Source organism: Aequorivita marisscotiae (assembly GCF_029814825.1).
Taxonomy (GTDB): domain Bacteria; phylum Bacteroidota; class Bacteroidia; order Flavobacteriales; family Flavobacteriaceae; genus Aequorivita; species Aequorivita marisscotiae.
The window spans coordinates 135828-162357 of record NZ_CP122379.1; the positions used below are offsets into that span (position 1 = coordinate 135828).

General features: G+C 35.3%; 23 protein-coding genes. 6 read left to right on the forward strand and 17 right to left on the reverse strand.

Features of this window, described 5'->3' with window-relative positions:
• Nucleotides 1–48: 48 nt before the first annotated feature.
• Nucleotides 49–2241: a RecQ family ATP-dependent DNA helicase gene (locus QCQ61_RS00675; protein WP_279448789.1), complete on the reverse strand. Its 2193-nt coding sequence runs from the start codon at nt 2239–2241 to the stop codon at nt 49–51.
• A 202-nt stretch (nt 2242–2443) separates the two neighbouring features.
• On the opposite strand from QCQ61_RS00675, the gene QCQ61_RS00680 reads away from it, so the two are divergent.
• The 4 genes from QCQ61_RS00680 to lptB all read left to right on the forward strand — a co-directional run bounded on the left by QCQ61_RS00680 (nt 2444) and on the right by lptB (nt 5741).
• Nucleotides 2444–3409, forward strand: coding sequence for a KpsF/GutQ family sugar-phosphate isomerase (locus QCQ61_RS00680; protein ID WP_279448790.1), 966 nt, complete (start codon nt 2444–2446; stop codon nt 3407–3409).
• The gene (tatC, locus tag QCQ61_RS00685) at nt 3409–4245 is read left to right on the forward strand and encodes a twin-arginine translocase subunit TatC (protein ID WP_279448791.1); all 837 of its coding nucleotides are present in this window, start codon (nt 3409–3411) and stop codon (nt 4243–4245) included. The genes QCQ61_RS00680 and tatC overlap by 1 nt, the downstream gene beginning before the upstream one ends.
• An 85-nt stretch (nt 4246–4330) precedes the next feature.
• Nucleotides 4331–4681 carry a carboxymuconolactone decarboxylase family protein gene (locus tag QCQ61_RS00690; RefSeq protein WP_279448792.1) on the forward strand — a complete coding sequence of 117 codons (351 nt, stop codon included), beginning with the start codon at nt 4331–4333 and terminating at the stop codon, nt 4679–4681.
• Between the two features lie 319 nt (nt 4682–5000).
• Nucleotides 5001–5741: an LPS export ABC transporter ATP-binding protein gene (lptB, locus tag QCQ61_RS00695; RefSeq protein ID WP_272855090.1), complete on the forward strand. Its 741-nt coding sequence runs from the start codon at nt 5001–5003 to the stop codon at nt 5739–5741.
• A 142-nt stretch (nt 5742–5883) separates the two neighbouring features.
• Here the strand turns inward: lptB and QCQ61_RS00700 are convergent, their stop codons facing one another.
• Together QCQ61_RS00700 and QCQ61_RS00705 are read right to left on the reverse strand one after the other, a co-directional pair.
• Entirely contained in the window at nt 5884–6249 is a 366-nt protein-coding gene (locus tag QCQ61_RS00700; protein ID WP_279450213.1) for a GxxExxY protein, read from the reverse strand.
• Nucleotides 6250–6445: 196 nt separating this feature from the next.
• Entirely contained in the window at nt 6446–7189 is a 744-nt protein-coding gene (locus QCQ61_RS00705; protein ID WP_279448793.1) for a CDP-alcohol phosphatidyltransferase family protein, read from the reverse strand.
• Nucleotides 7190–7375: 186 nt separating this feature from the next.
• On the opposite strand from QCQ61_RS00705, the gene QCQ61_RS00710 reads away from it, so the two are divergent.
• Both QCQ61_RS00710 and QCQ61_RS00715 read left to right on the forward strand, forming a co-directional pair.
• On the forward strand, nt 7376–8443 hold the full coding sequence (locus tag QCQ61_RS00710; RefSeq protein WP_279448794.1) for a putative type IX sorting system protein PorV2: 1068 nt from the start codon (nt 7376–7378) through the stop codon (nt 8441–8443).
• Between the two features lie 155 nt (nt 8444–8598).
• Entirely contained in the window at nt 8599–9738 is a 1140-nt protein-coding gene (locus QCQ61_RS00715) for a lipoprotein N-acyltransferase Lnb domain-containing protein (RefSeq protein ID WP_279448795.1), read from the forward strand.
• A gap of 306 nt (nt 9739–10044) precedes the next feature.
• Here QCQ61_RS00715 and QCQ61_RS00720 read toward each other — a convergent pair whose 3' ends face one another.
• The 14 genes from QCQ61_RS00720 to QCQ61_RS00785 form a co-directional block, all read right to left on the reverse strand.
• A complete protein-coding gene (locus tag QCQ61_RS00720) occupies nt 10045–11436 on the reverse strand; it encodes a sugar transferase (protein ID WP_279448796.1) in 1392 nt (463 codons plus the stop codon).
• A gap of 773 nt (nt 11437–12209) precedes the next feature.
• On the reverse strand, nt 12210–13235 hold the full coding sequence (locus tag QCQ61_RS00725) for a glycosyltransferase family 4 protein (protein WP_279448797.1): 1026 nt from the start codon (nt 13233–13235) through the stop codon (nt 12210–12212).
• Nucleotides 13198–14511 carry an O-antigen ligase family protein gene (locus QCQ61_RS00730; protein WP_279448798.1) on the reverse strand — a complete coding sequence of 438 codons (1314 nt, stop codon included), beginning with the start codon at nt 14509–14511 and terminating at the stop codon, nt 13198–13200. Before QCQ61_RS00730 ends, QCQ61_RS00725 begins: the two co-directional genes overlap by 38 nt.
• A 32-nt stretch (nt 14512–14543) precedes the next feature.
• Complete coding sequence (locus QCQ61_RS00735; protein WP_279448799.1) at nt 14544–15611, reverse strand: glycosyltransferase; 1068 nt, start codon at nt 15609–15611, stop codon at nt 14544–14546.
• On the reverse strand, nt 15611–16723 hold the full coding sequence (locus QCQ61_RS00740; RefSeq protein WP_279448800.1) for a glycosyltransferase: 1113 nt from the start codon (nt 16721–16723) through the stop codon (nt 15611–15613). The genes QCQ61_RS00735 and QCQ61_RS00740 overlap by 1 nt, the downstream gene beginning before the upstream one ends.
• Nucleotides 16720–17730 (reverse strand): glycosyltransferase family 2 protein, encoded by a 1011-nt coding sequence (locus QCQ61_RS00745; RefSeq protein WP_279448801.1) that lies wholly within the window; start codon nt 17728–17730, stop codon nt 16720–16722. The genes QCQ61_RS00740 and QCQ61_RS00745 overlap by 4 nt, the downstream gene beginning before the upstream one ends.
• A gap of 1 nt (nt 17731) precedes the next feature.
• Nucleotides 17732–18736 (reverse strand): exostosin domain-containing protein, encoded by a 1005-nt coding sequence (locus QCQ61_RS00750; protein ID WP_279448802.1) that lies wholly within the window; start codon nt 18734–18736, stop codon nt 17732–17734.
• 34 nt (nt 18737–18770) lie between these two features.
• Nucleotides 18771–19616, reverse strand: coding sequence for an FkbM family methyltransferase (locus QCQ61_RS00755; RefSeq protein WP_279448803.1), 846 nt, complete (start codon nt 19614–19616; stop codon nt 18771–18773).
• Nucleotides 19600–21159: a glycosyltransferase family 2 protein gene (locus QCQ61_RS00760; RefSeq protein ID WP_279448804.1), complete on the reverse strand. Its 1560-nt coding sequence runs from the start codon at nt 21157–21159 to the stop codon at nt 19600–19602. The genes QCQ61_RS00755 and QCQ61_RS00760 overlap by 17 nt, the downstream gene beginning before the upstream one ends.
• Entirely contained in the window at nt 21156–22328 is a 1173-nt protein-coding gene (locus QCQ61_RS00765; protein WP_279448805.1) for a glycosyltransferase family 4 protein, read from the reverse strand. The genes QCQ61_RS00760 and QCQ61_RS00765 overlap by 4 nt, the downstream gene beginning before the upstream one ends.
• Entirely contained in the window at nt 22298–23695 is a 1398-nt protein-coding gene (locus tag QCQ61_RS00770) for a CDP-glycerol glycerophosphotransferase family protein (RefSeq protein WP_279448806.1), read from the reverse strand. Before QCQ61_RS00770 ends, QCQ61_RS00765 begins: the two co-directional genes overlap by 31 nt.
• Nucleotides 23696–23702: 7 nt before the next feature.
• A complete protein-coding gene (locus QCQ61_RS00775; RefSeq protein ID WP_279448807.1) occupies nt 23703–24578 on the reverse strand; it encodes an N-acetylneuraminate synthase family protein in 876 nt (291 codons plus the stop codon).
• Between the two features lie 13 nt (nt 24579–24591).
• Nucleotides 24592–25746, reverse strand: coding sequence for a cytidylyltransferase domain-containing protein (locus QCQ61_RS00780; RefSeq protein WP_279448808.1), 1155 nt, complete (start codon nt 25744–25746; stop codon nt 24592–24594).
• Between the two features lies 1 nt (nt 25747).
• Complete coding sequence (locus QCQ61_RS00785; protein ID WP_279448809.1) at nt 25748–26530, reverse strand: glycosyltransferase family 2 protein; 783 nt, start codon at nt 26528–26530, stop codon at nt 25748–25750.

A 26530-nucleotide genomic window follows, 5' to 3' on the forward strand; every position in this document is an offset into this window, starting at 1 on the left:
CGACTACGGCAATTCGTTTTTACGGCAATCTGCCTCTACGGCCAAATTTTAATTTCCTACTTCGCTGATAAATTTAATTCGGTATAGCCGCAATTCTTCTTCGTCGTAATCGCCATCAAATTCGTCGAGGGCATCTTCAATTTTATCGGTTTTGGCCTCTAAAAAATAATCGTGGATTTCTTCCTGTTGGTCTTCGTCTAATATTTCATCGATCCAATAACTTATATTAAGCTTGGTACCGCTAAAAACGATCGCTTCCATTTCTTTTATAAACTCTGGCATTTCCAGCCCTTTTGCATCGGCTATATCGGGTAGGGCAAGTTTGCGATCTACGTTTTGAATAATATACAATTTTAACGAGCTATTGCTGCCTGTAGATTTTACGACAAAATCCTCCGGCCGAATTATATCGTTATCCTCAACGTAATTTTGAATTATTTTCAGAAAAGGTTTTCCGTATTTTTTGGCCTTCCCCTCGCCTACGCCGTGCACATTTGAGAGTTCGTCAAGGGTGATTGGGTATTTAAGCGCCATATCTTCCAAAGAGGGTTCCTGAAAAATCACAAATGGCGGTAAATCTAAATCGTGAGCTACTTTTTTCAATTCGGCTTTTAGAAGCTTAAACAGATTTTCATCTACCACATCGCCTCCTTTTTGTACTCCCACAATTATATCGTCATTGGCATCCTTAAAGGAATGATCTTCGGTCATCATAAATGAAGTTGGCGATTTTATAAATTGTTTCCCCTCTTCCGTTAACCGAATTACGCCATAAGTTTCAATATCTTTTTTTAAGTAACCCGCCACTAAAAGCTGTCGGAGTAGCGCCATCCAATAGGCAGCATCCTGATCTGCACCTGAGCCAAAGTAGGCTTGGGTATCGGTGCGATGCGATTTAATTAGTGCATTTACTTTTCCTATTAAAACATTTACAATTTCCTTGCTTTTATATTGTTGGTTAGATTTTGACACAACGTCTAACAGCAATGCCGCTTCTGTTTTTGCCTCGTGCTTCTTTTTTGGAAACCGCATATTATCGTCCATCATTCCACCTTCTCCAGTTTCATTGTCAAATTCTTCCCCAAAATAATGCAGGATAAATTTTCTACGCGACATAGAAGTTTCGGCAAAACCAACTACTTCTTGCAAGAGTGCGTGACCAATTTCCTGTTCGGCCACGGGTTTGCCGCTCATAAACTTTTCGAGTTTTTCAATATCCTTATAACTGTAAAATGCCAGGCAATGCCCTTCGCCGCCATCCCGTCCAGCGCGTCCGGTTTCTTGGTAATAGCTTTCAATACTTTTTGGGATATCGTTATGGATTACAAAACGCACATCTGGTTTATCTATACCCATTCCAAAAGCTATGGTTGCCACCACCACATCTACGTCTTCCATTAAAAACATATCCTGATGTTTTACCCGCGTTTTCCCATCGAGTCCGGCGTGGTATGGCACGGCTTTTATACCGTTTACCTGCAAGGCTTGCGCGAGTTCCTCTACTCTTTTTCGGCTTAAGCAGTAAATAATCCCGCTTTTACCTTCGTTTTGTTTTACAAAGCGAATAATATCCGCATCAACACTTTTTGTTTTTGGACGTATTTCGTAGTAGAGATTCGGGCGATTAAAAGAAGCTTTAAACGTATTGGCATCTGGCATGCCCAAGTTTTTAAGAATGTCTTCCTGCACCTTTGGCGTAGCGGTGGCGGTAAGCCCTATAATAGGTATATTATCGCCTATTCGCTGAATGATATTTTTTAAGTTTCTATATTCAGGTCTAAAATCGTGGCCCCATTCGCTAATGCAATGTGCTTCATCTATTGCCATAAATGAAATTTTCTGGGTTTGCAGAAAATCTACATATTCTTCTTTTGTGAGCGATTCGGGGGCAACGTAAAGCAATTTTGTTATACCGCTGGCAATATCGCTTTTTACTCTTTTTACTTCGGTTTTGTTAAGGGATGAGTTTAAAACGTGGGCCACGCCTTCTTCTGAAGAAAGTGCACGTAAGGCATCTACTTGGTTTTTCATCAGCGCTATAAGCGGAGAAACAATTATTGCTGTTCCGTCTTGCATTAGTGCCGGAAGCTGGTAACAAAGCGATTTTCCACCGCCAGTAGGCATAACCACAAAGGTGTTTTTGCCATCGAGGATGCTTTTTATAACCTCCTCCTGTAACCCCTTAAAGCGGGTAAACCCAAAGTATTTTTTTAGGCCTGCATAAATGTCAATTTCTGCCACGCTGCTTTAGTTTTTTAAAGACAATTCAGTTTTAGTTAACAATACATTGTTTTACAGATTAACAATTGTAATTTTGCAACCGTATTACGTTTACTGCATCTTAAATGAAAGTATCACTAGTTAAGATATCTGAATTGATATAATTCTATTCTAAATATACTAATTTCTGAAACAGTTACAAACATTCAAAAGCATTAAAATTTTGAACAAGCAAAACAGAATCATTTCCGTAGCCCAAAATACCATAGAAACTGAGAGTAAAGCCATTGCGAATTTGGCGCATTTAGTGAACGAAGAATTTGCAGGGGCAGTAGAATGCATTTACAACTCCAAAGGGCGGGTAATTATTACCGGAATCGGCAAAAGCGCTATTATAGCCACTAAAATAGTAGCAACTTTAAACTCTACGGGCACGCCTGCTATCTTTATGCATGCGGCAGACGCCATCCACGGAGACTTAGGTACAGTGCAAGAAACCGATACCGTAATATGTATTTCTAAAAGTGGAAATACCCCCGAAATAAAAGTACTCGTACCTTTAATTAAAGCCATTGAAAATAAACTAATAGCCATAACTGGTAATAGGGAATCGTTTTTAGGGCAGCAAGCAGATTTTGTATTAAATGCCTTTGTTGAAAAAGAAGCGTGCCCAAACAATCTGGCACCTACAACCAGTACTACGGCACAACTTGTAATTGGCGATGCCCTGGCTATGTGCTTGTTGGATCTTCGCGGTTTTTCGAGTAAGGATTTTGCTAAATTCCATCCCGGAGGCTCCTTGGGAAAAAAATTATACCTGCGGGTAAGCAATCTTACTTCGCTAAACGAAAAGCCACAAGTAGCTCCAGACACCGACCTAAAAAAGGTTATTATTGAAATTTCTGAAAAAATGCTCGGCGTAACCGCAGTGGTGGAAAATAATACTATTGTAGGAATAATTACCGATGGCGACTTGCGACGTATGTTAACCAAAACCAATAACTTTACAGGATTAACCGCCAAGGATATTATGACCCATAACCCCAAGAAAATAGCGAATAATGCTATGGCAGTTGAAGCTATGGAAATGATGGACAAATACGGCATCACTCAAATTCTCGCAGAAGACAAAGGCAGGTATAGCGGGGTAGTACACATTCATAATCTTACCAAAGAGGGCATTATATAATGAAGAAAATTGGTTCCCCAGAAAAAGAAATGTCCTTTTTAGATCACTTAGAGGAACTGCGTTGGCACCTTATTCGTTCAACGGCAGCAGTTATGATTCTGGCGGTATTGGCCTTTATTTTTAAAGATTTTGTTTTTAACACCCTTATCTTCGGACCCAAGCAACCCGATTTTCCTACCTATAGAATGTTTTGCAACATTTCGCAAGCCATGGGTTTAGACACCTTTTGCTTTCAGGAAATGCCTTTTAGAATTCAGAGTAGAACTATGGCCGGACAGTTTTCGGCGCATATGTGGACATCCATTTACGCGGGAATTATCGTAGCTTTTCCATATATTTTATACGAATTTTGGAAGTTTATAAGCCCCGGACTTAAAGAGAAAGAACGCAAAACCAGTCGCGGCTTTATTTTTATAGCCTCCCTCCTATTCTTTATTGGAGTTCTATTTGGATATTACCTAATTACCCCGCTTTCAATTAACTTTTTGGGAAATTATCAAGTGAGCAAAGAGGTTTTTAACGATTTTGATTTAGACAGTTATATTTCACTGGTTCGCACCTCGGTATTGGCCTGCGGCATTGTTTTTGAACTGCCCATCATTATGTATATTCTTACAAAAATTGGCTTGATAACGCCCGAAATACTTCGGAAGAACCGCAAATTCGCCTTAATAATTGTTTTAATTCTTTCGGCTATAATTACACCTCCAGACATTGTAAGTCAGATAATTGTAGCTATTCCTATAATTATATTATACGAAGTGAGTATATATATTTCGAAAATTGTAATTAGAAATCAGAAAAGAGAAGAAAATAGAAGAAAGAGGAAAGATTAAAGGGGAAAGAGAGAATTGACTTTGAATGTTATATATCTCGATTTAGCATTTAATAAACTAGAAAACTTCCATATTTACACATATAATGAAAAATAATATAGTTGAAGAATTTAACGCCTATCGCGAAAAGATGAATGAAAAGATGCTTGCGGATAACAACAAGATCATCAAGCGAATTTTTAATTTAGACACCAATGCCTATATGGAGGGCGCCCTACCTAAGAAAACGAAGGAGTTGTTGGGCTTGGGAAACTCACTGGTACTTAGATGCGACGATTGCGTGCGGTACCATTTGGAGGAATGCCACAAACTAGGTTTAACCAAGGAAGAAGTAGTTGAAGGCATGAGTATTTCCCTACTTATTGGCGGCACCATTGTGATTCCACATTTACGCAGGGCTTTTGAATATTGGGAAGCCTTGGAAGAGAAAAATTAATTTTCCGGATCGCTCATTTGTTTAATTCACTAAAAACATAGAGCAGCCGTACAGACTCGCAAAAGATATTACCCCTTCGAATTCACGAATTATTGATATATTCGTGTGTTTTAATTGAATACTTTAGTGAGAAGAAAGACTCTAGACTGTAGAATAGAGAGAAGAGAATAGAGACTAAAGAGGCGTGGAACACTTATAGTTAGGAGCTCAAATATTTGTGGCAAAAAACATATAGCTCAACAGCATTCGTGTATTCGTGGCAAAAAACATTCAGCCGAGAAAAATAGTGGTTGTTGTATCAAAATTTTAATCCTATTAAATGAAGCTAAAAGCCGAAAATTTAATGAAATCCTATAAAGGCCGAAAGGTCGTTAAAGGAATTACTGTAGAAGTAAATCAAGGAGAAATTGTTGGGTTACTGGGTCCGAATGGGGCTGGTAAAACCACTTCATTCTATATGATTGTGGGCTTAATTAAACCCAATGGCGGCAGGATTTTTTTGGAAGGAACCGAGATTACCAAATACCCAATGTACAAACGCGCACAACACGGAATTGGTTATTTGGCGCAGGAAGCTTCTGTTTTCAGAAAATTAAGCGTGGAAGACAATATTTTAAGCGTTTTACAACTTACAAAACTTTCAAAAAAAGAACAGCGCGCCAAAATGGAATCGCTAATTGAAGAATTTGGCTTAGGGCACATTCGCAAAAACCGGGGCGATCTTTTAAGCGGTGGCGAAAGAAGGCGTACCGAAATTGCTCGCGCCTTGGCAACCGACCCGCATTTTATTCTTCTGGATGAGCCCTTCGCTGGCGTTGACCCTGTTGCAGTGGAAGATATTCAGCGAATTGTAGCGCAACTTAAAAACAAAAACATCGGTATTCTTATAACCGATCACAACGTTCAGGAAACACTTGCTATTACAGACAGAACGTATTTAATGTTTGAAGGAAGCATCTTAAAACACGGCGTCCCCGAAGAACTTGCTGCAGACGAAATGGTGCGAAAAGTATATTTGGGACAAAATTTTGAACTTCGGAAGAAGAAATTGGAGTTTTAAGTTTTTGCCACTAATTCACAGTTTTTTTTTAAATAGTATTCGTGTATTCGTGGCAGTTTTTACAATGCAACTTAATGAATGCTTATCCCTAATTAACCACAAAGAACACAATGGTTTTCACAAAGAACACAAAGTTTTAATTTTACAGGTCTCCATTTATAACTCTTTTAATACCCTGTTTTAATAGACTTACGTTAAAATTTATAAGAAGTCCTAACTTAAAACCGCCAAGTCTCATATAAGTCAGAGTCTGTGCTAAATGAACATCCTTTAAAGATTCCACACTTTTTATTTCTATAATGACTTTATTTTCGACTAATAAATCAATTCGATAACCAATTTCTAGTTTTACATCTTCAAAGATTAGAAGCATCGGTTTTTGTTTCTCAACATTTATTCCCTTCAGCTTTAATTTATAAAATAAGCATTCTTGGCAGGCAGATTCTAATAAGCCGGGCCCAAGTGCCTTATGAACTTCCAATGCACAGCCTATAGTTTTATTAGCTATTTATTTTTCGGTCATTCTAAATAAAATAAATTCTTAATGCAACAACTATGGCCACAATGGTTTTCACAAAGAACTCACTGATCTGCGTATAATAAATCCTTCTTTGTGCACTCTGTGACTTCTTAGTGTACTTTGTGGTTAATACCCTTAAACTCTGAGAAGATAATCGTTTCTTCTTTGTGCACTCTGTGGCATCTTAGTGTACTTTGTGGTTAAACATCGAAAGCACGATATATAGCACTATTATAAAAGGGATTGCTAAAAACTTCAGCAGTACTAAAAGCACCAAACAAAGTATTAAAAATACATATCGGATGGCATTGCTTTTAAAATCCCAAGTTTTAAATTTTAATGCGAAAAGGGAAATTTCGGCATTTAATAGGATACAGCTAATAAGGGTTATTCCAATTAAAAACCATCTATTTAATATTATGGTTTCGGCCAATTCGGAATATTGAAATTGCAGAATTAACGGTAAACTTAAAACAAAAAGTGCGTTCGCAGGCGTTGGAAGGCCTATAAACCCAGTAGTTTGACGGGTATCTACATTAAATTTTGCCAATCTATATGCCGAAGCAATAACAATGAGCAAACCAATTAATGGCATATAATTTTTAAAACCCACATTCCACCCATCCATCGAAAAGGTTTCGGTTAAGGTTTGCATATGTCCGAAATACGATAAATTCAGCATTTGATACATTATAATTCCCGGTGCAACGCCACTGGTAATAACATCTGCCAAGGAATCCAATTGCAGACCAATTTCGCTTTGCGCTTTGAGCAATCGCGCTGCAAGCCCATCAAAAAAGTCGAAGAAAATTCCGAGGAAAACAAAAAAGGAAGCTGTAATCAAATCGCCCGAGGTTGCAAAAAGTATAGCAACGCATCCACAGAGGATGTTTAAGGAAGTGATAATGTTTGGAATTTGTTTTAGCATATGGTATAGTAAATAGGTCTAGACTGCGCTCGAGCGGACAAAACACAAGTTCTTTTATATAAAAGAAAAATTTTTATGTAAAAATAACAAAGTATTTTCGTCCAATGCTACTAAAACACAATATGTGCACAAATTTAAAGTTTAGTATTCTGTAAAATTGTGCCATATTTGTCCAAATTTTTTAGCTTGAAAGAAAAATTTTTCCTCCTTTTATTACTTGCTTCAGCCACGCTGAGCGCACAAACAGTGCGTAAATATTCTAACGAATTTATGAATATTGGAGTAGATGCCGCTGCTTTTGGCATGAGCAACGCCGTGGTGGCTTCTTCTGCCGATGTAAACTCGGGATACTGGAATCCGGCCGGCTTGGTAAATTTGGAAGACAAACAAATTTCGTTGATGCACGCTTCCTATTTTGCGAATATTGCCAATTACGATTACGCTGCCTTCGCCATGCCGCTAGACGATAAAAGTGCGGTGGGCCTTTCCTTAATTCGTTTTGGAGTTGACGATATTTTAAATACCACCCAACTTATAGACAGTGAGGGCAATATAGATTACAACCGGATTAGTTTATTTTCAACAGCCGATTATGGGGTTACTTTTTCGTACGCCCGGAAACTGCCTCTCGACGGCTTAAATTACGGTGTGAATGCCAAAGTTATTAGACGAATTATTGGCGACTTCGCCTCCTCCTGGGGCTTTGGGTTGGATGCTGCGGTTCAATTTAGAAATGATAAATGGATGTTCGGTATTATGGCGCGCGACATTACCACCACTTTTAACGCTTGGAGTATAGACGAAGAAAAATTTGCCGAGATTCAAGGCGCCGTAGAAGGTCAAAATCAGGAATTGCCCGAAACTACCGAAATTACTATTCCAAAGCTACAATTTGGTATAGCGAGAAAGTTTGTTTACAATTACGATTACACCTTATTGGCCGAAGTAGATCTAAATTTTAGATTTGCAGAAACCAACGATGTTATTGCAACTTCAGTTGCCAGTATAACCCCTTCCTTAGGCCTCGAATTTGCTTATATAGATATGGTTTATGTACGCGGTGGCGTTGGGAATTTTCAAAATATAAAACAATTGGACGGCAGTGAATCTGTAGGTTTTCAGCCTAATATTGGCGTGGGTTTTCGATATAAAGGCATTCAAGTAGATTACGCTTTAACCGATATTGGCGATCAAAGTGCGGCGCTTTATAGCAATGTTTTTTCGTTGAAATTGGATTGGGATTTGTTTAGATAGAAAATGAAATCGAAATCGAAATCAAAATCAAAAATGAAACTGGAACTTTCGTTGTGGAGCTATTGAAAAACAATTAAAACATTCGTGTATTCGTGGTGAAAAATTATTTATTCATATTTATTCTTCTATTAAGTGTTTCGGTAAAAGCGCAGTTTATGCCTTTATCTGAAACTTCAGAAATCAGCATTTTAACTATCGGTCCGGGAGCCGAACTTTACGATAAGTTTGGGCATAGTGCTTTCAGAATACAAGACACTTTAAATGAAGTTGACGTAGTTTTTAATTACGGGAAGTTCGATTTCGACACGCCCAATTTTTATACAAAATTCGCACAGGGAAAATTGCTTTACGAGCTGGGAGTTAATTATTATCAGCCATTTTACAATAGCTATGTCGCCCAAAACCGTTGGATAAAAGAACAGACCCTCAACCTCAACTATGCCGAAAAGCAGGCTGTTTCAGACTTTTTGTGGAACAACGCTAAGCCAGAAAACAAAAAGTATAAATACGATTTCTTTTATGACAATTGTGCCACCAAGATTCGCGACGTGGTGCAGATTGTACTTGGCGATAAGTTGGAATTTAAGGAAGATCATATAAAAGAAGAATTGAGTTTCCGCGAACTTATTCAGCAAAATCTCAACGCCAATACGTGGGGCAGTATGGGCATAGACATTGCGCTTGGTGCGGTTATAGACAGAAAAGCACGTCCAATAGAGTATCAATTTTTACCCGATTACGTATTTGCAGGCGCTGAAAATGCTGTTATCCATAGAAATGAAGAAACCGAGAATTTGGTAAAGGAAACAACCGTACTTTTTGATAACGACCCTAGCTCCCCAGAAAATATATTTTTAACCAGTCCGCTATTTATACTGGGATTATTAGGGGGATTAATCGTTTTTAAAACCTACCTCGACTATAAAAGAAACTCTCGAAGCCGATATTTAGATACGGCCATATTTACATTTACAGGGCTCGTGGGCGTACTGTTGTTGCTACTCTGGTTTGCAACAGATCATACTGCCACCGCCAATAATTACAATCTATTATGGGCGTTTCCAATTTCTCTATTTTTAGTGTTTGCAATTTCTAAAAAACGAGTCTCCGTTAAACTGAAGCGTTATGTACTGCTGTTAATCCTGCTCTTGGTGCTATTAACCATACATTGGATAACAGGGGTACAAGTATTCGCAATCGCGTTACTACCTTTATTGATAGCCTTGGCCATACGCTATGTGTGGCTGATGTATTTTATTGCAGCACAAACCTCAGCAGACTCAGAGATTAGGTAAACATCCCTCCCAGGCTCCCTTCTACGAGAGGGCAATTTCGGAAATGGAAAATATGAGTATGTCTAAATGGAAGGTTTTCTACGCTTATTTATGGCTTTTTAAATGAGCTCCAAAATTTGTAGGAAAAAATGATCATTTTCTTACAGTTTAATGGCTTTGCTATGGCTTTGCTATGACTTTGCCACGGCTTTGTTCTAAACTATCCGTTTAAATGGATACTCGTCGTTCTTTAGTCGTGGGTCTAAAAGTCGTGGTTCCTGTTTCCCATCATTGAAGGTGTTATAAACATAAGTCGAAAGTTCAATTTTACTGCCCTCTATAAAAAAGAATGGTACTCAACGTTTTAACGATTATAGTAACATCCAGGAAAAAGCTTCGGTGTTTTATATAGTATAAATCGTATTGCAATTTTTCCAGGGCATCTTCATTGCTTGAGCCGTATTTGGCATTTACCTGCGCCCACCCTGTTAATCCGGGTTTTACCAGATGGCGTATTTCGTAGAATGGAATTTGTTCTATCAGGTCCTTTACAAATTCAGGGCGTTCGGGACGAGGGCCTATAACGCTCATTTCGCCTTTTATTACATTTATAAATTGTGGGATTTCATCGAAGCGGGATCGTCGTAAAAATCGGCCAAATTTTGTTACGCGCTTATCTTTCGATTTTGCGAATTGCGCCCCATCCTTTTCGGCATTCTTCACCATACTTCGCAATTTATAGATTTTAAAACGCTTTCCATTTTTACCAACCCGTTTTTGGGTGTAAAGCAAAGGACCTCTGTTTCCGAGTAAATTTCCTATTAAAAAAAATGGCAAGAGAAGAACACCAAAAGTTAGCCCCAATACAGAAATAAACAAATCAGAAAATCTACTGTAGAATAAGTAGAGTTTATTTTGATTGCTTCGACTAAAGGGAAAGTAGCGATAAAAATCCTTTTCTACGTGCTGTACGGGGATTCGGTGGGTTAATTCCTCGTACACTTGGGTGTATTCGCGAATGGGAATTCCGTTTTCCAACAATTTAATCAGCTGGTTGTTGAGTTCAACTGTCATTCCTTCAGATAAAGGCGCCCCCACCACCACTTCAGAAACATTTGTTTCCTTCGCCAATCGGCTTATTTCAGAAATAGAAATAGAGTCTATTTCCAAACTGTGAATAATTCTACCATCTCTGGGCGACGTATTAAAATAGCCTATTACCCGATAATTGGGATCCGACTTTTGGAGGGAAGCTACTATGGCATCCACATCCTGTCCGTGGGCAATTAACACCACTCTTTTATAAAACCGTGGGGCAGAGATAAGCGTAATATAAGCATAACGCCAAGCGAGCAAAGCTACATTAATGGCGAGAAAGAAATAGACTATCTGCAATCTATTAGACGGCAAAGTGGGGGTGTAAAAAGGGGTGAGCAAATAAAATAACACCGTTACCGAGGAGGTGATGATTACGTTCTTTACTACCACATTAAATCTGCTTGCCTTTTGCAAGTCGTACAATTCAAAAATGGTTGCAAAGGTTGTGAGATATACAGCCAGTACAACAGACCACATCCAGTGTTGGGCATTGATCTTAAAGTAATCGAAATCGAACCCAATTCCCATTACATATAGCAGTCCCAATACATGAACAATATCAAAGATGCGCAAGAGCACCTTTCTTTCTGAGATATCAAAATGGATTCGGTTTTTGGCCATTTTCGGGTATCGGTTGTCGGTTATCGGTTGTCTGTTGTGGGTTATCGGTTATCGGTTGTCAGTTGTGGGTTATCGGTTATCGGTTGTCTGTTGTGGGTTATCGGTTATCGGTTGTGGGTTATCGGTTATCGGTTGTCGGTTGTGAGTTATCGGTTGTCTGTTGTGGGTTGTGGATTATGTTTTCCAGTTTTTCTTTGGGAGTGTTCATTAAAGTGTGTCATCGGTTAAAAATCGTTTAGAATAAAAGTAAAAATTCTTGCGCCCTGACTATCAAATTTTACAATTAATTCGGGCACTTTTGGTACGTTTCAAAGCATTTGTATTGTTGCCATTCGTCCTTTACTTTTAAGTAAAGTTGTATGGAGATAAGTCAAAAAAATTACTGAAATCCTATTTGTATTTTCTTCTACCATAAACCTCTATAATATTATTCTAAACACGCTTTGACGACCTTCCAATTTAGCTGCCCTACTCATAAAGTTCAAATTTTGGCATTGTCAGCGACATTTGATGAACTTCTATTGCATACTCCAAAGCCAAATAATAAATATCCAAATCTTCATAATAATCGGTTGTTAAACCGACAACAACCAACAGACAACAGCCAACAGCCAACAGACAACAGTCAACAGTCAACAGACAACAGACAACAGTCAACAGACAACAGTCAACAGCCAACAGACACCCGACAACAGTCAACCGACAACAGTCAACAGACAACAGTCAACAGACACCCGACAACCGACTCCCCCCCCTTCAAATTTAGTCAATTTTCACGCCTTCCCAATAAGCTCCATCCAACTATGTTTAACTATCTGCCAATCCAGTTGTTCCACTTTTATCCTTGCGTTTTTTGTAATTTCCTCTACTTTGGGAGGGTTGGCACATAATTCTTCAATAACATTAACAAATAGTTCGGAATTATTTGGTGGGACCAATATACCATCAATATTGTCTTTAATTAAAAACGGCATGCCCCCTACGTTTGTGGATACTACCGGTAACCCTAACGCCATTGCTTCCATTACACTTACAGGCATATTGTCAAAATTAGTGGTGTTTATAAAAATAGTGTACTCCTTTGAAAGGGAGATCCACTCTTCTTTTTTAAGCAGCCCTGGAAAGACAACCGGCAATTTTAAATCTGCCGCTATTTTTTTACAGCGCGCCATAGATCCGTCCTTATCGGGGCCAACCATACAAAGAGATACTTTTATACCGCGTTTTAATAAGCCTTCTACAATTTCCAAAGCCAAGAGCGGATTGTATATTTCGGCAAAGGAACGCACCCATAATAATTTAGGAGTTATAATTTTTCTAGGTTGAAAAGGATAGTTTTTAATTTCCAAGGTATTGGGAATATAGGTCAGATTTTGAAATCCCATCGTTTTAAACTGTTCCAATATATATTCTGAAGGAGCCACATTTGTATAGGCTTTTCCAAAGAATATATTGCTAAACCCTTTATTCTTACTTAGTCTTTTGGGAAGGTTGCCCCCGTGCAATACAGGCACATAAGGCAGATCGAGGAGGCGACATATTTTACCGATTATCAAGGCGTAATAGAAATTCTGCGTACTATAGGTATCTATTAAGACCAAGGAAATTTCGTTTTTATTTTTTAGGGTTGTCCAAATCATATCGAACATCCTTCCTAATCTATTCTTTTTAGACGAAGCCATAATAACCGAATAGCCTTCGTTTTCAAATTTTACTGAAAGCGAATCGATAGCCGTCGGCGGCTTTCCGTGTTCCGCCAGCTTATTTCCTATGTATAGCAGTTTTTTTCTTTGGTGCATAATCTATCTTCAACAAACTTAAGGCATAAATAAAGGCTGGGGCGGCAATCCGCATGGAGGAATGGTTAATGGTAAAAAACCAAAAACACAAAAATGAATACAAATATATATTAGATCTATGCTGCAAGCCAAAAGCAAGCGGCGTAACCAGTAAAATTACCAATGCCAAAATACCAAATAGGCCGTGTTCAGACAGCAGCCTGCTGACTTCATTATGGCTAGCGGCTTCAATATTGGTGCGTTTTTTTCTGTACTCCTTAGATTTACCTACCCCTATTCCGGTGAAGGGTGCCTCTTTAAAAGCTTCCAATTCCGTTTGAAATATGGCCGCCCGTCCAGTACCCACATCCCCCTTTTCCCTTCCGGCTGCATCTTCATTGGCATATCTGTTTTCAATCAACCCCATAGTAGCAAATGAACTTATTACCCAAATCCCGACAATTACTGAAACCAACAAAACTATTTTGGGCAATAAATTTACTTTTTGCTTTACGCCAGATTTCAAATAAAAAACTATTAAAAATAAAACAGCGCAGGCTATCGCGGTAATAACGCCCCCGCGCGAAAAGGTAATAAGGGCACGATACCCTATAACAGCCAATAAACCAACATCTACTATATTTATAAACCTATTTTTAACGGTGAATATTCGAGTAAAAAGAATAAAGGCCCCCAACCCCAAGACCGTTGAAACCTGATTAGGCCCATATCCACCCGAGGCTGCAAAATTGGAAGCAGTTCCCGTTAGTACTTCCCGAATACTCGGGGAATAGAGAAATAGATAAACCGTAATAGATACAATTGGCAAGAGTACCGCCAATAAAATAGTTTGCAGACGTGCAATTGGTATTTTTCGGTCGTAACAGTATAAGGCTGCAATCCCCAAGCACACCGGCCCACTTAAATTAAAGCCGATAGCATTCCCCACTTTTGCTTCATAACTTAAGTTGATTGCAGAAAACACAATCCCGGGCACTAAAAATATTGTATAAAGCAAATAGGGCCAAGAGGTGAGTTTAAAACCTTTAAAAAACATCCCTATTAGCACAAAACCAATAACCGCGTATTTGGCAAATTCATAGCTTATGGCACCTCCCGTCATTCTGGATAACACCTCAAACCCCGTCATATACCCAGCGGCAAGAAGTATTTCGTCCTTGCGATTGGCGTTCGTTATAATGCGATAAAGAAAGTAAAAACAAATTGCAATTAGATAATATTTGGAAAAAGCATTAAATATATAAACTGCAAAGCCCAAGGCAATATGAAAAGCCAAGAGTAGAAAATATAATATGTTATTGGAGAATTTTATTTGCTTGTATTTTTATAAATATCCAGCAATTTAGGAATAATAGTGTCTTCTGCGTAATTTTCTTTTATATGTGTTGCAAATGCTAGACCGTCTGCCCTGCGTGCCGCTTTATTTTCAATATAAAATAGCAGGGCTGCTGCCAAGGCTTCTGGATTTTTGGGTGGCACTATTTTGCCTAAGCCGTTTATCACTTCCTTACATTCTCCTACATCGGTACTTACTACGGCCAAACCCGCAGCTCCGTATTCCAATAACGCTATTGGCAACCCCTCAGAAATTGATGATAAAACTCCAATATCAGCAGTTTTTAATAGCGCGGGAATTCCGGCTTGCGACCCGTATATGTACACCTTTAAAGTTTTAGAATGATATATAAATTCTTCTATGTTTTTTAAATATTGGTTGTCATCCACCCTTCCGACAATATGCAGGGAAACATTTAAATATTTCTTCTGAATGATTTTAAAAGCTTCAAATAGATTTATATGATCCTTCTGTGGCCGAAGGTTGGCAACACTTATTATTTTTATTGAATTACTATCTTTAAGAGCGATAGTTGGCTTCAATTTATTAGGGCTAACAAAATTGGAAAGATAAAACACCTGCCTTGTCTTTAATTTTTCTTCGGACCAATTCTTTAAAATCTTGTTGACTGAAATTATAGCTGTAAAGTAAAAGCTACAAATCTTTAAAAATCTATGCTTTCGATTATTTAGCAACTCACTATTTCCATAATGGTCATGCCAGACTATTTTTATATTGTAAAGGGTAATTTTTAAAAGAGTGGCAAAAAAGAAAGATGTGGAATGCGCGTGAACAATTTCAATTTTATGTTGCTTTACAAATTTTATCAATTTTAAATATGCCATAAAGTCCAAAGCGTTTCGTTTTTTGAGAAAACAAAACCCTACGCTTGGCGCCAACTCCTTTTTAAGCTCACCTTCTTCCCGCGTTGCACACAAATACGAAGCCACTCCCGCCTTGTCTAAAGCATTGGCAATATTAACCGCCATCCGTTCGGCACCACCAGGGTTTAAAGAATCTATTAATTGCAATACCCGCATTATATCAACTTTTTTATTTCGGCTTCAAATTTTTCTAAAGTGTATTGATTACTCCAGCTTGAAGCACGTGCAGCCATTTTTTGTAAAACCTCATTTTGTTTAATTAAAGTAATCAATTGTTGCGCATCGGTGGCTGTATTTAAATTTAAAAGAATTCCTCTTTCTCCGTGGGCCATCATCCAAGGAATACAGGAAACATTAGTTGCTAATGGTATTACACCCCAAAACATGGCTTCGGCCACAACTTTGGGCCATCCTTCAGACTTTGAAGCTAATATTAAAAAATGACTTTTTTTATAGGCAGTTTCAACTACTTCGGAAATTTGATTTCCAAAAAGCGTGATTACCGACTTTAAATTAGATTTTTCTATATACTTTTCAAGTGCCCCCCTTTCTTCTCCTTCACCGTAAACTGCCAATCTGCACAATACTCCTCGCTTTAATAATTCTTCAACCAATTGTACAGCGTAAAGTGGACTTTTCCCTTTAGAGAGTGTTCCTACGAAAACAAACTGGATAATGTTGTCATAATTTCTAATTGGAATATTGGCTATCTTATTTTTGGCATAACTAGCAGTAAAAAATGGCAGAACATTTTTAGTTTGTTTTGGCCATTCGCCGTAAACTAAAACCTGCATATTCCGAGTTAAAAAGGTGTTGGAGAGAATCCATTTTTGTAGACGATAACTCCACGGCTGCTTCGCCTTCGGATCCCAGTTGCCAGCGTATTTGGCTGTTTTCTTTTTCTTCGGAAATAATAATTGAACAAAGCATCCTAAAAGTCCAATATTGCCCGGACAACGAAGATGAATATGGTCGGCACGTTTGCAAGCTTTATAAAGCGTAACAAATATTATAGGAATTTTAATAACCGATTTAAGACTTGCTTTAACCGAAGTAAAAGCTATTGCCGGCACCCTATTTAAATAAATATTGTTGTGCTTATAAGGCATATCTATCTTTGAAACTGCCCTAGTTACTTTTGGTGCAATTATTTCGACCGAATCAAAATTTTTTATCCATAAGTTCATTTCCTTCACATAGGGCGCATAAGCAAAATATTGCGCCTTTTTAAAAAGATGTGGTGTATGTGTTATGATTAGGAAATTCATAAATGCACTTTAGGTTTGTTAAAAAACAATGACCACCACCCTACTACTCTACCCATACTTTCGGTTAGGGCTTCTTTCTTTTGGTTTGTGTTTATAACATTAGTAAACCTAATAATCGTTAATAAAAACGACGTGGTGTGCCACTTTATTCTGGCTCTTATAGTTGGATTTGGATATTTTACACGCCATACATACCACCCATTTTTAACTACCATTTTACCATATTTATATTTATTTGGTCTACCGGAAATATTATGATAATGGTTTAATTTAGCAGCAGTATTAATAACATTTGTTCCATACCTTAATGCGCGTAAACTGAAATCAGCATCTTCGTATAAACCGTACCCTTCAAAATAGATTGAAAATTTGATGTGTTTAAATATGGATTTTCTAAAATTAAAGGACATCCCAATTAATAAATCTACAGGGTATATTTTGTTATTAAGAGGATAACTATATGTTCTGCCGTGTGAGAAATCAGGCATAATACCTGGTCTAAAAGGAGATTGTAATCCTAACTTATTTCTTACTAAATTTCTTGAACTTTCTTTTATCGCATATCCATCAATAACATAATGTTTACTTAAATCAATAGATTGGTTTTCATCTATTTTAAACCACCTATTCTCATTTACTGCAACACCACCTACACCAACACAATTTGAATCATTTTTAAAGGTATCTATAATAGCTTTAAAATAATTTCTATCTAACTCTGTATCATCGTCTAAAAAACAAACAATTTCTGAGTTTAAGTCAACTTTTTCAATACCAAAGTTACGTTGTTTGGTAAGACCTCTCTCATTTTCTTCAACTTTATAATATTTAAGATTTTGAAATTCATGTGTTACAAGTAACCGTTCTGTTTTATCATCAATAGAGCCATCAACGATCAAAATCTCACTTGGATACAATGCTTGTTTTTTCACCGAATTTAGTAATTTAAGCAATGGTTCAGGTCGCTTGTATGTGCAGACTATTAAAGTAAATTTAGTATCGCTCATATTAATTCAGTATGTTACAAAAAATGTCGTGCACTTCTTTAAAATAGGTATGTCGCCTTAAATAATTATTCCATAATTCTCGATTGCTCTTTTGAAGCTTTAGAAAGTCTTGATTAGACAATTTAGCATGAAATTGAACAATTGTTTCGGGCATTGTTTTGATATTAGCTTCATTAATAATTAAGCAATGCTTATCCCAATTTATTTTATTGTCTAACGGCAATAGACAATCTGTATTAATTAATATAGGAATTCTACCAGTAGCTAAAACCTCATAAAAACGAACCGAAAAGTTCCCTGCCCCACGCAAACAAAAGGTATAGGGATTGTTGTAAATATTTTGATAAAACTCTTGAGTTGTTTTATGTTTTTCAGCTAAAGTTTTAACGCCTGCCCTATAACTGTTTCTAAGAATAAAGTGAGTTTGTAGATGATTGCTTTTTTTTAATAATTCCAAATATTTTGCTCTCTTAGTAATAGATGGATAAAAAGCTTGATAATCTCTAAGTTGTTTAATTACAAATCTTTTTATATTGGTTTTTGCAAAACTCAATAGCTCTTTTAAATATTTTAAAAAGCCTCCTTTTGCTTGTCCAACAAAACCAATTTTTGGTTTAGGTTGTTTATTTATTGTTGAAAATTCTTTATTAATGTGTAATCCATAGGGGTCGTTAACAAATGCTGGTAATAAAAATGTTCTGCGGTTCAATTTACTTTTAAATCCTGAAAATCTAAAATTATATACATTTTGGTTTTTTAATGAATAACCAAAATCACCACCAGAGTATACCCAAATAGGCTTACCAATTTTTAAAGCTTGGTTAATTAAATCCTGAACAATATTGTTATATTTTTTCATAGAATAGCTATACTCTAAGGGAACAACAATAATATTAGCGGCTTCAATATGATTTACAATTTTATAGCATGTTTTTAACACGTCATTTTTTACATAATGTAAATCCAATAATAAAGGAAAAACATATTTTCGGTTTTTCTCAGTCAACAAATTAGTATTTGTATAAAGTTTAAGCATTTTACTATAAAGCGCTTTTTCGAATAAACAATGTGTTAAACTTGTCTTTATTGTAACTATTTATAACATTTATTAATTTCAAGTCAACATTATATTGCACTGGCACAAAATTGTAACTCATTATTAAATTAAAAACGTCTTCATCCTTTAAATTAAACTTCTCTCCAGAATTATTAAACTCTACTAATAAATATTTAAGAGAAGCTTTATTTAAGGTATTTAAAGCTCCTTTTAGCACTTTGTATTCATAACCTTCAACATCAATTTTTATAAATGTTGGGTTTTCATTTTTTAATAATTCATCTAAAGTTTTAACGTCAATTTTTATAGTATTCTCGTCTTCAGTAAGAGACACACTATTCATAGTTGTTCTATTCGTTGTGAAGTTAAGCACTTCATTCTTATCGCTAATACCGCAATTAAATATCTTCACTTTATTAGATAAATCATTTATTTCTACATTGTTTATTAATTTCTTTAATGCGCTTTTAATGGGTTCTATTGCAAAAACGTTTGCATTGCAAACCCCACTGGCCAGTAGAGTGTAGTGTCCTAAATTGGCTCCAACATCAATAAATAAATCATTTTTTTTTAAATGATGAATTAAAAACATAGAATCTTCATAATCCATTAGTTTGTAATAAATATTACCAACTAATCCCGCGTCTCCTTTCTCCGCATAAAACTTTAGATCGTTTATCCAGTTAAAAAGTCTTGGTTTTTTTAAAAATATTTGGGATATATTAAAATATATATATCTATACATTGCTTTGTATGGCGAAGATTTAGTTAGGGGATGCTTATTTATCATCGCATACCTTAAGCGTAATCTATCAATTATTTTTTTCAACCCCATTATAATTTATTTTTTCAGCCCAAGTTAAACTAACACACCATCCTTTGCGCATATTTTTAACATAGTTAATTGGATTTTTTATGGATTGAGATTTATAATTTTTTACAAATAACATCAATTTATAACCCAATTTTTGTTGTTTCGTAAAGTATTTGAGGTTAAACAACATAACCGTTGGCGATGGCTTAGGCAATTGTTTTTCAGATTTCCATGGGCTTGCAGGCTTTTTCCTAAAACCACCAACTGGCGCTTTTAAATGTGTAATAATTAAATCTGGAATAAAAATAACATCCTCTCCTAACCATCTTATCTGCATTCCAAAATCTGAATCTTCCCTATATCCATACTCATAACTTAAATCGAATTTAATATTTTTAAATAATTCAGATTTTACTACGCTTGATCCAGAACCAAAAATTGGTGTTTGTGCTATTTTAAAATATGTTTGCTCTTCTAAGGGTTGTAAACACGTAAAATTAATCGCTCTTACTCCTAAATTTTTAATATTTATAAAGGCTTTCTCAACTAACAATTTATTAAATCTAATATCATCATCACCAAAAAACACCCATTCGCTTTCAACTAAATCAATAGCAATATTTCTAGCATTGCACACTCCCATTTTATTGATGAATCTATGTTTAATGTTGAAAGGCCATTTTTCATTATATAAATAATTGAGCTCTGAGACAGAGTTTTTAATTGGATTTTGTTCAACTATAATCACATTTTTTGGCAATAATGTTTGTCGAGATAAATCTTTTAAAACATCGTATAAATATACCTTTCTTCCTATGGTTGGTATTATAACATCAATTTCTCTTTTATCAATAATATTTCTTGAAGTTTGAAAAGGAATTTTAGTAAAATCAAAATCGTACTCTATCTTTTTATAGAATAAGCTTTTTAAAAGTGGAATAATCGGAAATTTCTTTTCAAAAATTATAAAAGCTGTAAATAATATATAAACCCAATTCCACTTATAATGTTCTTTTACAAATTGAAACAAAACAAAGGTTGATGCTTGTTTTACTTGATTTACAGTATTTGGCTTGCCCAATAATAAATTAGGGTGTGAATAGCAAAATAAACCTTGATGCATTGCGGTTTTTGCTAATGCATTTAAAAAATAATGAAAATTGGAATACGTGTTAAAATCTTTTGAAATAGCATTTAAGACTTCTGCATGAACTCCCCCAACATCACCGCTTAGCAACCAAGTTGGATAACAAACTTTCTTATTTATTTTTATATAAATTGATAAGTCTACGTAACCAATTTGATTCGGAAGAAAATTATTGTCAGAAAAGCTAAATGAAGCTAAAATTCCCCTATGATGGAAAATATCGGGCAACGCCTTTAAATTGATGTAATCAAAATAATCTCTATTACACCATATAATTAAATTATTTGGAAATTGTGTTGCTAAATTAAATAACGTATCGGCTATTGACTTTTTTCTATTAAAAGCAATTTTATTTTGCTTATTATCAAGCACCTTTAGCACCCTATTATTTTGGTGGATTATGAAAATCATACCACAATACTTTTATAAAACGCAATATTTATATCGACGGTTTTTTCAATATCAAAAAGTGTTTCCACTTTTTTTCTAGCTGCTTTCCCAATTTCCATACACAACTTTTCATCATTAAGCAATTCAATAATTCTTGTTGCATAATCATCTATTCTTAATGGATGCACCAAAAATCCATTTACACCATCATCAATTAATTCATTGGCCCAACCTATGTTGGTATTTACGACTGGTTTATTCAATGCCATAGACTCAATAGTAACCATTCCTAAGGTTTCGGCAAAGGATGGGAAAACACATATATGGGCGTTTTTAATATGCTCTATTACATCAGCGTAAGGAATCTTTCCCAAATAAATAGATTGTGCTTTGGCCTTGGCAGAAAACAGCCCCTTCATTAAACTATAAGTTGACGCATTACCTGTTTTAATATCTGAGGAATCATCACCGATAATAATTAATTGCGCTTCCGGATTCGCTTCAACTACCATATTGAATATTTGAGCAAGTTCTAAAACGCCTTTCTTTCTTATAATAGTACCTATATACAATATGGTATTTTTATTATAAAATTGTGGCGTATCATTCTCAAAGCTATCTAATTGTAATCCGTTATGAATTGTTTTAATCTTTTGTTTGTTTAAGCTAAAAATCTTGCTTGTTATAAGACCTGCATAATTAGTAGGTGCTATATATGCCCCCCCCCCCATAAGGGCTAGCTTTTCAAATAAAAAATTTTTAAATTTTTGATTTCTATTTTCAAGTTTGCAAAAGTAAGCGTCGCTTCCGTGAAGTCTAATTACTAAAGGAATTTTAAAACGCATAAAAGCAGTTATTCCCGTCCAATCTGGAGCTTCTAAAATCTTTATATTTTTTCCTTCAATTATACTATTTACGTAATTCTGTATGTTTAGTCTGTAAAAAAACCAAGTAAAAAGTTTATACTTTTTCTTTTTTACAAGATGGATTTCTACACCTTCGTCCACAATAATGTTATTTTCATTTTGATGATAGACGAAAACTGTAACTGAAACATTTTTTTTAACTAAAGCTAGAGCGAGATTTTTGATACTAGTACCTATTCCTGCTGCATGTTGAACTTTAGGATGTGGATACTCGGGGGTTATAAAACCAACGCTTAGCTCAGTATGTCGTGGATTGCTTTCCATATATTTGTTGACGCCATAGTTGGAGTGTTACCAGCTACAATTTTAAACCATTTTCTTCCTTCATCTACATTAGATAATTGTCCTTCTAAAATTTGTGTTATTAAATCTTCCAAATCATTTTTATTTGTACAAAATATAGCAGCTTGCTGACTAGGCATGCTTCTAAAATGAACGTATTTATAATTCTGCCCAATATCACGAATTCCCTTTCTTAATTGTGGTTGTTCATAATTATAATAAATGCAAGGCTTGTTATGGATAACAAAATCGAAAACAGTTGAAGAACACACATTTGTTACAAATTCGCTATGTTCGCAAACATTGTAGAGCAATTTAAAATCTTCTGGAGTTGGTAACACTTCATTCCATTGATTCCCAACTTGTTTCCAAATGGGATCTAAAACTTCAATAATATCTTTATGTGTTTCAATTACCGCATTATATCTTGAAGTAAAATCTACTGGGCATTTTCTATATATAATACCCAGATTTGCCCCTTTACTATTTAAACTACTAACAGCCTTCGCTAAATCTTCTAAATAAAATTGATCTAAAGGCGACGTGGTTTCATCATCTCCCGAATAACAGATGTATTTTTTATTAACATCTAAATTATAGGTTTCAAAAAAAGCTGCTCTACTCTGTTTTAAATTCAAATTGTAATGCGGTTCAAACTGTGGCGTGCCAGTTACAAAAATCTGTTCTTCTTTCACAAACGGATAATATTGCAACACCTGAGCTTTCATTAAATCACTCCACACAAAATAATAATCGGTCTCCACAACCTGCATGGCTTTTGGGATATTATCCCAAGAATAAACAAATGCAACTGTTGGGATTCCCAAATCTTTTGCTGCTAAAAGTGCACTAATAGATTGTGTGGCACGTTGTGTTGTACAAAATATTAGGTCAGGTTTATGTTTATTTAATTGTGCTTTACAATAGTGATATTTAGAGGTAGATCGTTCAAGTTTATTAATTTTTTTTCTAAGTTTTACTATACCTTTTTCTGAAGAATACAACCAAATTAGTAGCTTAGTATATAGACTTTTTAGAATGTTTTTTAAACCTCTATATTTAAAAGGAAACTTGTACGTAGCATACACATCATCCTTAAATTTTTTTTGCGATATATTAAGTTCTACTCGCTTTCTTGCTCTTGAATATATTGGTAAAAGAGGATGTACCGAATGGTCTTCTATTTTAACTTCATTAAAGTCTAAATTGTCTTTTAATGAAAAAATGGTATTGTTCCAATAGATAATATCAAAGCCATTTTGTTCACCAACATTTTTAAAATCGGTAAAAGCAAAATTTCTTAAACCAACGCCATCTGGAAAAAAAACAAATACTTTTTTCTTGTTCAAAATAACGTTATCCTTTTTGGTTTTTTAATTTATCTCTTTGTATTTGTTCAATTGGTAGAATATCTTGATTTTTATACTTTAATGCGTTATATACTGCATTTAAATCTCTCGATAGCTTACGCAATCCCATTGGTTCCAAAGATGCAGCGTGGTCGGTCCCTTTCCAAGTACGATCTAAAGTGTAGTGTCTTTCAATAATGTTCGCGCCTAATGTATAGGCAGCAATATCGACAGCAATACCTAAATGATGTCCAGAAAAACCAAGATGTTTAACGTCATTTTTATATCTTTCCATTAACAAATTAATGTCTAAAAGACATACATTTTCAAAAGGAACAGGGTATCCCGAGGTACAATTATAAAGCACCAAATCTTTATTTCTGTTATTATTTTTAAACAAAGTGACCAAATCTTCAATTTCAGCTTTTGTAGTCATACCTGTTGAAACGTGAAGTTCTCCATTGTAATTTTTACATAGCCATTCCAACATGACTGTATTATTATTGCACGCCGAAGGAATTTTAATAAATTCTGGTTTAATTGAGGCTATTTCCTTTGCGGAGGTTAAATCCCAAACCGAAGTTGAATATGTTATACCAATGTTCTCACAATATGCCTTTAATTTTCGATGTTGATCAATATTAAACTCTAAGAATTCACGATGTGCACCGTAAGTATTACCATAGGAATTTACAGGGTTCGGGTGTGGTTGATTATACTGCTTCTCTGTTAAAAGTTCTTTATTATGTCGCTTTTGAAACTTTACAGCATTTACATTACAAAATATTTTAGCGACTTTAATTAACTCTTTAGCAATTTTGATATCGCCCTTGTGGTTGCATCCTATTTCGGCTATAACATAAGGTTTTTTATATGTTTTCATTAAATTAGGGCATTTAAAATCTTTTATTATAATTAATTACAAACTCGCAGGCATCACGTACGGCTCCTGCTCCCGAGTTTTTTGATAATACTACATCGGCATGTAGTTTAACAATATCTATAGCATTTTTTGGAGTTAAAGACCAACCCACGCTACAAATATTAGTTAAATCATTAACATCGTCGCCTAAATACGCTACATTATTAAGGGAGATATTCTGGTTTTGAATAAAATTTTGAAGCAAGCTATATTTATCTTTTACACCTAAATATACATTCTCAATTTTTAACTTTTGCATGCGTTTTACAACCAAATCTGACTGCTCTGAAGTCATAGCAATAACCTCAACACCAAATTGCCTTAAGATCTCGAGCCCCATACCATCGCGCATATCAAAATTTTTGGTATGTTCGCCATCTTTGGTGTATGTGATTGTGCCATCTGTAAAAACACCATCAACATCTAATATTAAATGTGTTATCTTACTGGGTATTCTTCCTCTTTTTTGCCGATTAATAAGTAATTGTTCTACTATTGTCCAATCAGTTTCAGAATCAATTTCGCACAAAGAATCTTCGGACATTTTTATCAAGGCAATATTTCCACTAATTCGGTTCTTACTTTTTTGTAATGCTAATTTTGTAGTACTATAAACTGCACCATTTTCAACCAACAAACCATCAAAATCCTGTCGTCTCGGACGCTTGGTAACGTCATAATTAACTGGTGTTCCATTGTTATTCCATGTAAATCTGTGTGTGTTTACAACGGTTAAAGCAGAATCGTAATTATCATCTAATTTATTTAAACAGGCGTTAATATTTTCCTTGGTGGTAAGTGGCGAAGTAGCTTGAAGCAAGCAAAAGATATCGAAATCATAATTGATAGATTTAGCAAATTCTAATATGGCAACTTCTGTTGATACGTGGTCGGTCGCACTTTCCGCACTTCTTAAAAGTGCTTTCACCTTATTTGACCAATGATATTCTTTATTTATAAAATCGATGATATCTTGATCGTCTGTATAAACATAAATTTCATCCAAATCAGAAAAAATAGCTTCACCCAAAACCCAAGTAAATAATGGTCTACCAACCATTTTACGCTTGTTCTTATTTTTAATCCCCTTGGAGCCCTTCCGAAGTGGTAAAAAGCCTATTTTTTTCATATCAATCGAACTTTTGGGGTTTATTAAATACAAAGCTTATATTAAAAAAAAACCGCTTAACAATGTACCAAAAATCACTTACAAAATTTACCAATAAACTGAATACACCTATAATTAAACCATTAAAAGCATTTTTTAAAGTTAAATCTTGATGCCACAATTGGTAATTTCCAATTACATCGTTTTTAAATCTAAAAAAGTTTTGTGCTTTTGTTCTTTTAATTTCATAACAGAAAATAGATGGAACGAACTCTATATCATAACCAGCTTCAATAACTCTTTTAGACCACTCTTTATCTTCGAAAGTCGCTACATCTTCCCTAAACTTATGTTTTTTCCAAACGTTTTTACTAAATGCAGAGCCAGAAAATATTAATCCAGATTTGTTTGGGTCAGTTTGCGCATTCACATTATTTATAAAATTCCTATAATCATTCGGGCTGTGCAAACAACGTAAACCTGCTAAACTATTACGTCCATCAAATTTATTCTTTATTAATTTAAAAAAATCGTGACTCACAGGGTACGAGTGTGCGCTAAAGATAACGACAATATCATTTGAGGCCTCACTTGCAGCTATATTAGCGCTACCACCATAACTAAAATTGTGCACAGTTACAAATCTTGCACCGTATTGAGATGCGATATCTTTACTATCATCTGTGGATAGATTATCAATTACAATGATTTCAGAAATATCATCTAAATAACGCTGCGTTAAATTTTTAAGTAAAAATTTAAGTGCTTTATCTTGATTTTTATTTCTTATTACTACAGATATCAT

Bases quoted from the DNA above. Each gene is read 5' to 3' on its own strand.
- tatC (WP_279448791.1), top strand. From the start codon at position 3,409: ATGAAGAAAATTGGTTCCCCAGAAAAAGAAATGTCCTTTTTAGATCAC.
- QCQ61_RS00690 (WP_279448792.1), top strand. From the start codon at position 4,331: ATGAAAAATAATATAGTTGAAGAATTTAACGCCTATCGCGAAAAGATG.
- lptB (WP_272855090.1), top strand. From the start codon at position 5,001: ATGAAGCTAAAAGCCGAAAATTTAATGAAATCCTATAAAGGCCGAAAG.
- QCQ61_RS00705 (WP_279448793.1), bottom strand. From the start codon at position 7,189: ATGCTAAAACAAATTCCAAACATTATCACTTCCTTAAACATCCTCTGT.
- QCQ61_RS00715 (WP_279448795.1), top strand. From the start codon at position 8,599: ATGCCTTTATCTGAAACTTCAGAAATCAGCATTTTAACTATCGGTCCG.
- QCQ61_RS00720 (WP_279448796.1), bottom strand. From the start codon at position 11,436: ATGGCCAAAAACCGAATCCATTTTGATATCTCAGAAAGAAAGGTGCTC.
- QCQ61_RS00725 (WP_279448797.1), bottom strand. From the start codon at position 13,235: ATGCACCAAAGAAAAAAACTGCTATACATAGGAAATAAGCTGGCGGAA.
- QCQ61_RS00735 (WP_279448799.1), bottom strand. From the start codon at position 15,611: ATGCGGGTATTGCAATTAATAGATTCTTTAAACCCTGGTGGTGCCGAA.
- QCQ61_RS00740 (WP_279448800.1), bottom strand. From the start codon at position 16,723: ATGAATTTCCTAATCATAACACATACACCACATCTTTTTAAAAAGGCG.
- QCQ61_RS00745 (WP_279448801.1), bottom strand. From the start codon at position 17,730: ATGAGCGATACTAAATTTACTTTAATAGTCTGCACATACAAGCGACCT.
- QCQ61_RS00760 (WP_279448804.1), bottom strand. From the start codon at position 21,159: ATGATTTTCATAATCCACCAAAATAATAGGGTGCTAAAGGTGCTTGAT.
- QCQ61_RS00765 (WP_279448805.1), bottom strand. From the start codon at position 22,328: ATGGAAAGCAATCCACGACATACTGAGCTAAGCGTTGGTTTTATAACC.
- QCQ61_RS00775 (WP_279448807.1), bottom strand. From the start codon at position 24,578: ATGAAAACATATAAAAAACCTTATGTTATAGCCGAAATAGGATGCAAC.
- QCQ61_RS00780 (WP_279448808.1), bottom strand. From the start codon at position 25,746: ATGAAAAAAATAGGCTTTTTACCACTTCGGAAGGGCTCCAAGGGGATT.
- QCQ61_RS00785 (WP_279448809.1), bottom strand. From the start codon at position 26,530: ATGATATCTGTAGTAATAAGAAATAAAAATCAAGATAAAGCACTTAAA.